Origin of the sequence: Stutzerimonas stutzeri (genome assembly GCF_024448695.1) — a bacterium.
Lineage (GTDB): Bacteria > Pseudomonadota > Gammaproteobacteria > Pseudomonadales > Pseudomonadaceae > Stutzerimonas > Stutzerimonas stutzeri_T.
Window position 1 is genome coordinate 1 of sequence record NZ_JAMOHY010000045.1, and the last position, 7,481, is coordinate 7,481.

A 7,481-nucleotide genomic window follows, 5' to 3' on the forward strand; every position below is an offset into this window, starting at 1 on the left:
GCGCCCCGAAAGGCGCTTTTTTTTTTGCAATTCAGATCATGGCTGTTGAGCCAGTACCAGCTGTCCATCCCTTACCGGAATTTGACTGCCGGGATCACGATCCATTCGAACGCTGCCAACCTTGCCACCAAGATCGTATTTCACGTCATAGCCGACAACCTTGTCGTGGCTGTCGGTAACCGTGCTGCAGCGCGTCTCGGTGGCGCTATAGGTGCTGTTCTGCTGCATCCGCTGCTGCACCTGATTGCCGGCATAACCACCACCTACCGCACCAGCGACCGTCGCTATCTTCTTGCCACTGCCGCCACCAACCTGATTACCCAGCAGCCCTCCGACCACGGCACCTACAGCCGTACCGGCAATGCGGTGCTCGTCCTGCACCGGCTTTTGCCGCGTTACGGCAACCTCTTTGCAGACTTCCCGTGGCGTTTTGATGGTTTCCTTGACGGGTTCCACCGCGAGTACTTCTGCGAACTGAGGCCCGCGATCCACCAGCGTATAGGTAGCGAATGCACCACCTGCAGTCACCACTACCGCACCCAGAACCGACCCCACCAGCATTGACTTGTTCACTCGATATTCCTTCTTCAAACGGGCAAGGTCCCGCTCTGGGCGGTAAGACAGCATAACCCGTCAGAAGTTCAAATAATCAAGGGCGCTCGTCAACTTCCTCGACGACCGGCGGAATCAGATCATCCCGGGTCAGCTTCAGCCAGATCAGGCAGAGGCAGGCGGTATAAATGGACGAATAGGTTCCAACGCCCACCCCGATCATCAATGCCAGCGAGAAGCCCCAGAGATTTTCGCCGCCGAAGACCATCAGTGACGCAACCGCGAGCAAGGTTGAAATCGAGGTCGCCAACGTTCTCAGCAACGTCTGGGTGGTAGAGATGTTGATGTTTTCGAGCAGCTCGGCCTTGCGCAACGCCCGGAAGTTTTCCCGGATGCGGTCGAAGATAACGATGGTGTCGTTGAGCGAGTAGCCGATGACCGCCAGCACAGCCGCAAGCACCGTCAGGTCGAAGGAAATCTCAAAAAACGAGAACACCCCAAGCACCACGATCACATCGTGAAAAAGCGACAGCACGGCGCCGAAGCCGAACTTCCACTGAAAGCGGAACGCAACGTAGATCAGGATTCCGCCCAGGGCCAGCAGCATGCCCAGACCACCCTGATCACGAAGCTCCTCACCCACGGAAGGACCAACAAACTCCACACGCTTGACGGTGACATCACCACCGGCGCCCTGGCCTCGCAACGACCCGGCGATACGCTCACCCAGCTGGGGGTCGTCACCCGGCATCCTGATCAGCACATCGGTGGTCGCGCCGAAACTCTGCACCAGTGCCCCGTCAAAACCACCCTCGACCAGCTGCCCACGAATTTGCTCCAGGGCAACCGGGTTCTCATAGTTCAGCTCAACCAGGGTGCCGCCAGTGAAATCCAGACCGAAGTTCAAACCCTTGACTGCCAGACTGGCCAGCGAGGCAACGGTCAGCAGCAGCGTCAGGACGAAGGCCACATTCCGCACCGCCATGAAATTGATTACGCGTTTCATCGTGCCAGCCCCTTAAATCCACAGCTTCTTGAGATCGCGGCCACCATAGATCAGATTGACCATGGCACGAGTCACGATGATTGCGGTGAACATCGACGTCAGAATCCCGAGCGATAGCGTGACCGCAAAACCCTTGATCGGCCCGGTACCCATGGCAAAGAGAATGCCGCCCACCAGCAAGGTAGTAAGGTTGCCGTCGACAATTGCAGAAAAGGCCCGATCAAAGCCCTCGTGAATGGCGCGCTGCACCGACATACCATTCTGAATTTCCTCACGAATCCGCGAGAAAATCAGCACGTTGGCATCCACCGCCATACCCATGGTCAACACGATACCGGCGATCCCCGGTAGCGTCAGGGTCGCACCCAGCATCGACATCAGCGCCGTCAGCGCCACCATGTTGAACAGCAGCGCGACGGTCGCCAGTACACCGAAGAACTTGTAGATCAGCACAATGAAGATGGCGACGAAGAGGAAACCCCACATCGCGGCCTGGACGCCCAGCTTGATATTTTCGGCACCCAGACTCGGGCCGATGGTGCGCTCTTCGGCGAAGTACATCGGCGCGGCCAGACCACCAGCACGCAGCAGCAGGGCCAGCTCGGAAGATTCACCCTGGCCATCGAGGCCGGTGATGCGGAACTGACTGCCCAGCGGCGACTGGATGGTCGCCAGACTGATGATCCTTTTGTCTTCCACAAAGGTCTCGACGCGCACTTCCTGCTCGACGCCATCAACCATCTGCTTGACGTAGCTGGTTTGAGGACGCTGCTCGATGAAGATTACCGCCATGCTGCGACCGACGCTGTTGCGAGTCGCCCGATTCATCAATTCGCCACCATGACCATCGAGGCGGATATTGACCTGCGGACGGCCATTTTCATCGTAGCTGGCCTGGGCATCAGTGACCTGATCGCCAGTGATGATCAACGAACGCTCCAGCTGCGCCGGCGGGCGACCCTCCTGGCGGAACTCGAAGGCCTCGGTAGTCGCGCGCGGGGCATCCATTTCAGCAGCCAGACGGAATTCCAGGTTGGCAGTCTTGCCGAGGATACGCTTGGCTTCAGCAGTGTCCTGTACGCCCGGCAATTCGACCACGATGCGATTGGCGCCCTGGCGCTGCACCAGAGGCTCGGAAACACCCAGCTCATTGACCCGGTTGCGAACAGTGGTGAGGTTCTGCTTGATGGAGTACTCGCGGATCTCCGCAAGCTTCGCCTCGGTAAGGGCCAGGCGCAGCACTTGCTGGCCATTTCGCTCACTGGAGCTAATGTCGAAATCAGTGAAATTCTTGCGAATCAGGGCTTGCGCCGCAGACAGCGTCGCCTCGTCGGCAAAGCCAAGTTGCACCGCACTACCCTGCGTGGGCAGGCTGCGATAGCGGACACGCTCTTTGCGCAACAGGCTTTTGACCTCGCCTTCATGCACATTCAGGCGCGTCTCGACGGCCTTATCCATGTCCACTTCAAGCAGGAAATGCACCCCACCGGAGAGGTCGAGACCAAGCTTCATCGGGCTTGCGCCAAGATTGCGTAGCCAATCGGGGGTTGTCGGCGCCAGGTTGAGGGCGACCACGTAAGCGTCGCCAAGCGCGCGACGGATCACGTCCTTGGCCGGCAACTGATCATCCTGGTGATTCAGGCGCAACAGGCCGCCTCTGCCCTGCTCGTCCAACGAAGCAGCCTTGACTTCGATTCCGACCGCCTCAAGCGCTGCACGCGCTTTACTCAGATCGGCCTCGGTGACGCTCAGCGAGGTGGTAGCGCCAGTAATCTGTACAGCCGGATCGTCGGGATAAAGGTTAGGTGCCGAATAGATGCAGGCAACCGCCAGCACCACCAGTATCAGCAGGTATTTCCAGAGGGGGAATCTATTGAGCATGACGCAGCCCGTCTAATGACGCGGGGCGCCTTGCGCGCCCCGTCGTTGTATTGAATGAAGTCGGCTCAGATGGCTTTCAGAGTGCCCTTGGGCAGCGTGGCTGCAATCGCCACTTTCTGGAATTTCAGCTCGACGCTGTCGGAAACTTCGATCACAACAAAGTCATCGACAACCTTGGTGACCTTGCCGACGATGCCACCGGAAGTCACCACCTCGTCACCCTTCTGCAAGCCGCCGATCAGGTTCTTGTGCTCCTTGGCGCGCTTGGCCTGGGGGCGCCAGATCATCAGATAGAAGATGACCAGAAAGCCGACCAGAAACAACCACTCGAAGCCGCTTCCGGCAGGACCAGCGGCAGCCTCTTGAGCGTAGGCGGCGGGAATCAGAAAGCTCATGTAGCACTCCTGTTGCAGAGATTAAAATTATGGAATTTCGTCATGCAAGCGGCGGCGTTGGCAGGCCGCGCTTTGCATAGAAGGCATCGACAAAGGTCGCCAATGTACCTTGTTGAATGGCCTGACGTAAACCAGCCATCAAACGTTGGTAATGCCGCAAGTTGTGGATTGTATTCAACATGCTGCCGAGCATTTCACCGCATTTGTCCAGATGATGCAGATAGCCGCGGGAGAAGTGTTTGCAGGTGTAACAATCGCAACCGGCCTCAAGCGGCGAATCATCATGACGGTGCACGGCATTGCGAATTTTCACTACGCCTGTATCGGTGAACAGATGGCCGTTGCGGGCATTGCGGGTCGGCATCACGCAATCGAACATGTCCACACCGCGACGCACGCCTTCGACCAGATCCTCAGGCTTGCCGACACCCATCAGATAACGCGGCTTGTCCGCTGGCATCTGTGATGGCAGGAAGTCCAGCACACGAATCATCTCTTCCTTGGGCTCGCCCACCGAAAGCCCGCCGATGGCCAGACCGTCAAAACCGATCTCGCACAACCCTTCCAGCGAACGCATGCGCAGCGATTCATGCATGCCGCCCTGGACGATGCCGAACAGCGCCGCCGAACTGTCGCCATGCGCCTCTTTCGAGCGCTTTGCCCAGCGCAGTGAAAGCTCCATGGAACGGCGCGCAACGTCTTCGTCGGCCGGATAGGGGGTGCACTCATCGAAGATCATCACGATGTCCGAGCCCAGATCGCGCTGGACCTGCATCGACTCTTCCGGCCCCATAAAGACCTTGGCGCCATCGACAGGCGACGCGAAGTAAACACCCTCCTCCTTGATCTTGCGCATCGCCCCCAGGCTGAACACCTGGAAACCACCCGAATCGGTCAGAATCGGCCCCTGCCACTGCATGAAGTCATGCAGATCACCGTGCGCCTTGATGACTTCGGTGCCGGGCCGCAGCCACAGATGAAAGGTGTTGCCAAGAATGATCTCGGCACCGATTGCCTCGATATCTCGCGGCAACATGCCCTTGACCGTGCCGTAGGTGCCTACCGGCATGAAAGCCGGCGTCTCTACCGTGCCGCGCGGAAACATCAGACGCCCACGGCGCGCCCTGCCATCGGTGGCCAGGAGTTCAAAGGACATGTGGCAGGTACGACTCATGGGGTTTCCTCGGGGCCGCGCGGGGCCGGGTTGCGCGTAATGAACATGGCATCGCCGTAACTGAAGAAGCGATAACCCTCAGCCACCGCCTCCGCATAGGCCGCCATGGTTTCCGGGTAGCCGGCGAACGCCGAAACCAGCATCAGCAAGGTTGATTCGGGCAGATGGAAATTGGTCACCAGGGCATCCACCACATGGAAGGGTCTGCCTGGATAGATAAAGATGTCGGTATCACCACTGAAAGCCTTGAGCGTACCGTCACGCGCCGCGCTTTCCAGCGAGCGCACGCTGGTAGTGCCCACCGCGATGACGCGGCCACCACGCTGGCGGCAGGCAGCGACTGCATCAACCACGTCCTGGCCAACTTCCAGCCACTCGCTGTGCATGTGATGCTCTTCGATGCGCTCGACCCTCACCGGCTGGAAAGTGCCCGCACCCACGTGCAGCGTGACGAATGCCGTCTCGACGCCCTTTTCGCGCAGCGCAGCCAGCAGCGCCTCATCGAAATGCAGTCCTGCAGTGGGCGCCGCAACCGCACCGGTGCGCCGGGCATACACCGTCTGGTAGCGCTCACGGTCAGCACTGTCATCCGGTCTGTCTATATAAGGTGGCAACGGCATATGGCCGACGCGCTCCAGCAGGGGCAGCACCTCTTCGGCAAACTCAAGTTCGAACAGCGCATCATGGCGCGCCAGCATCATGGCCTCGCCGCCGCCCTCGACCTGAATTCTGCTGCCAGGTTTCGGTGACTTGCTGGAGCGGATATGCGCGAGCACGCGATGCGTGTCCAGCACCCGCTCAACCAGCACCTCAAGCCGACCGCCGGTTTCCTTCTGACCAAACAGGCGGGCTGGAATTACGCGGGTGTTGTTGAACACCATCAGATCACCCGAACGCACATGATCGAGCAGATCGGCAAAGCCGCGATGCGTCATCTCGCCAGTCGGTCCATCAAGCACCAGCAACCGGCTTGCGCGACGTTCGGCCAGCGGATGACGCGCGATCAGGGAATCGGGCAATTCAAAGGAAAAAGCGGAGACTTGCATGAAGAAATAATCAGCACGAAGCACAGGGGGCGCAAAGCTTAGCGGAATCACCTCAATCTGACCACGCCGGACGATTGACCGACCCACAACGCATCCTTATACTGCGCCGCCACTGTGCCTCGATGGCGGAATCGGTAGACGCAGCGGATTCAAAATCCGCCGTTGGTAACAACGTGAGAGTTCGAGTCTCTCTCGAGGCACCATCATCCTATTCAACGGGCAGCCGAGAGCCCGCTGAATGCCGTTAGCTTTCAAGCACGGCAGCGCTTCACAGCATGACCTGAGCCAGTTGGCTCGACGCCCCTCGCGACACCCGATACAAGCGCGGCACTCACTGCACGGCACTACAGTCGACACCCGCCCAGAAAGGCTGATTCCGACTGACAAATCGCGCTGAAAAAGCGCCGCCTGAACAGGGCAAATTCTATGGCTGCAAGGGGTTGGCACTCCTTGAGAGTTATCGTAGAGTGTGCCCACTGTGTTTGCATGGGTCGCTGTAGAATCGTGACCTGGTGCAGTAGATCATTCGATCCGCTACATCCCGCTCGACTCCTTACTCCTTGCAACCAGTTCCCGCCCCTGCCGTGCAGGTGCGCTTCTACTATTGAGTTTCAAGGATACAAAGACATGTCGAATCGTCAGAACGGTACCGTCAAGTGGTTTAACGACGAGAAAGGTTTTGGTTTCATCACTCCCGAGAGCGGTCCGGATCTGTTCGTGCATTTCCGCGCGATCGAAGGCAACGGCTTCAAGAGCCTGAAAGAAGGCCAGAAAGTCAGCTTCATCGCAGTGCAAGGTCAAAAGGGCATGCAGGCTGACCAGGTTCAAGTCCAGGAATAAGCTGCCGCTCCGAAAAGCCCCTGATGGCAACATCAGGGGCTTTTTTATGCGCGCATTTCCGTAGAATGCGCGCCTGCCTTACTCAAAAGGACTTCCATGCGCCACTCACTCAGCCCTCAGGGCCAATTTCCAGCCGCCAGCCTGAGCCGTCGGCTTGCTGCACTCTTCTACGACGCCTTCCTTTCGATTGCCCTGATGATGGTTGTCACTCTGCTTTATCAGCAGGTTCTGCTGCGCCTGTTCTATGGCAGTGAGGCGCTCAAGGCCGTAGCGGAGAGCGGCGGCCTGGACCGGGACCCTATTCTCGCCACGCTGCTGCTGTTCTGCCTGTTCGCCTTTTTCGCGAAGTTCTGGACCCACAACGGCCAGACACTCGGCATGCAGGTGTGGGGTGTACGCATCCAGAATGCCGATGGCAGCGCCATTGATCTTTGGCAGGCGCTGCTGCGCTTTCTGATCGCCATCCTGTCATGGCTTGCGCTGGGGCTGGGCTACTGGTGGATGCTCTGGGACAAGCAGAAGCGCACCTGGCATGACATCTATTCGGAAAGCCAGGTGGTGCATCTGCCGAAGAATATTCACAAGAA

At 58.6% G+C, this 7,481-nt stretch carries 8 protein-coding genes and 1 tRNA gene; 3 read left to right on the plus strand and 6 right to left on the minus strand.

Annotation, left to right across the window (positions count from 1 at the left end; translation table 11 throughout):
- Window positions 1-36: 36 nt before the first annotated feature.
- The 6 genes from NAV32_RS17315 to queA form a co-directional block, all read right to left on the minus strand.
- A complete protein-coding gene (locus NAV32_RS17315; protein WP_256054026.1) occupies window positions 37-573 on the minus strand; it encodes a glycine zipper 2TM domain-containing protein in 537 nt (178 codons plus the stop codon).
- Window positions 574-649: 76 nt separating this feature from the next.
- Entirely contained in the window at window positions 650-1,558 is a 909-nt protein-coding gene (gene secF, locus NAV32_RS17320) for a protein translocase subunit SecF (RefSeq protein ID WP_256054027.1), read from the minus strand.
- A gap of 12 nt (window positions 1,559-1,570) precedes the next feature.
- Complete coding sequence (secD, locus tag NAV32_RS17325) at window positions 1,571-3,439, minus strand: protein translocase subunit SecD (RefSeq protein WP_256054028.1); 1,869 nt, start codon at window positions 3,437-3,439, stop codon at window positions 1,571-1,573.
- A 65-nt stretch (window positions 3,440-3,504) separates the two neighbouring features.
- Window positions 3,505-3,834: a preprotein translocase subunit YajC gene (gene yajC / locus NAV32_RS17330; RefSeq protein ID WP_256054029.1), complete on the minus strand. Its 330-nt coding sequence runs from the start codon at window positions 3,832-3,834 to the stop codon at window positions 3,505-3,507.
- A 40-nt stretch (window positions 3,835-3,874) separates the two neighbouring features.
- A complete protein-coding gene (gene tgt, locus NAV32_RS17335) occupies window positions 3,875-4,990 on the minus strand; it encodes a tRNA guanosine(34) transglycosylase Tgt (protein WP_256054032.1) in 1,116 nt (371 codons plus the stop codon).
- Between the two features lie 14 nt (window positions 4,991-5,004).
- Window positions 5,005-6,054 carry a tRNA preQ1(34) S-adenosylmethionine ribosyltransferase-isomerase QueA gene (queA, locus tag NAV32_RS17340; protein ID WP_256054030.1) on the minus strand — a complete coding sequence of 350 codons (1,050 nt, stop codon included), beginning with the start codon at window positions 6,052-6,054 and terminating at the stop codon, window positions 5,005-5,007.
- Between the two features lie 116 nt (window positions 6,055-6,170).
- Here queA and NAV32_RS17345 point away from each other — a divergent pair.
- The 3 genes from NAV32_RS17345 to NAV32_RS17355 all read left to right on the plus strand — a co-directional run.
- Window positions 6,171-6,257: transfer RNA gene (locus tag NAV32_RS17345), tRNA-Leu, on the plus strand.
- A gap of 424 nt (window positions 6,258-6,681) precedes the next feature.
- On the plus strand, window positions 6,682-6,894 hold the full coding sequence (locus tag NAV32_RS17350) for a cold-shock protein (RefSeq protein ID WP_255980942.1): 213 nt from the start codon (window positions 6,682-6,684) through the stop codon (window positions 6,892-6,894).
- A 96-nt stretch (window positions 6,895-6,990) separates the two neighbouring features.
- A partial coding sequence (locus tag NAV32_RS17355) for an RDD family protein (RefSeq protein ID WP_256054031.1) occupies window positions 6,991-7,481 on the plus strand: 491 nt, incomplete at its 3' end.

Coding starts and splice junctions, on each gene's coding strand:
- secF (WP_256054027.1), bottom strand. CDS start 1,558: ATGAAACGCGTAATCAATTTCATGGCGGTGCGGAATGTGGCCTTCGTC.
- secD (WP_256054028.1), bottom strand. CDS start 3,439: ATGCTCAATAGATTCCCCCTCTGGAAATACCTGCTGATACTGGTGGTG.
- yajC (WP_256054029.1), bottom strand. CDS start 3,834: ATGAGCTTTCTGATTCCCGCCGCCTACGCTCAAGAGGCTGCCGCTGGT.
- tgt (WP_256054032.1), bottom strand. CDS start 4,990: ATGTCCTTTGAACTCCTGGCCACCGATGGCAGGGCGCGCCGTGGGCGT.
- queA (WP_256054030.1), bottom strand. CDS start 6,054: ATGCAAGTCTCCGCTTTTTCCTTTGAATTGCCCGATTCCCTGATCGCG.
- NAV32_RS17350 (WP_255980942.1), top strand. CDS start 6,682: ATGTCGAATCGTCAGAACGGTACCGTCAAGTGGTTTAACGACGAGAAA.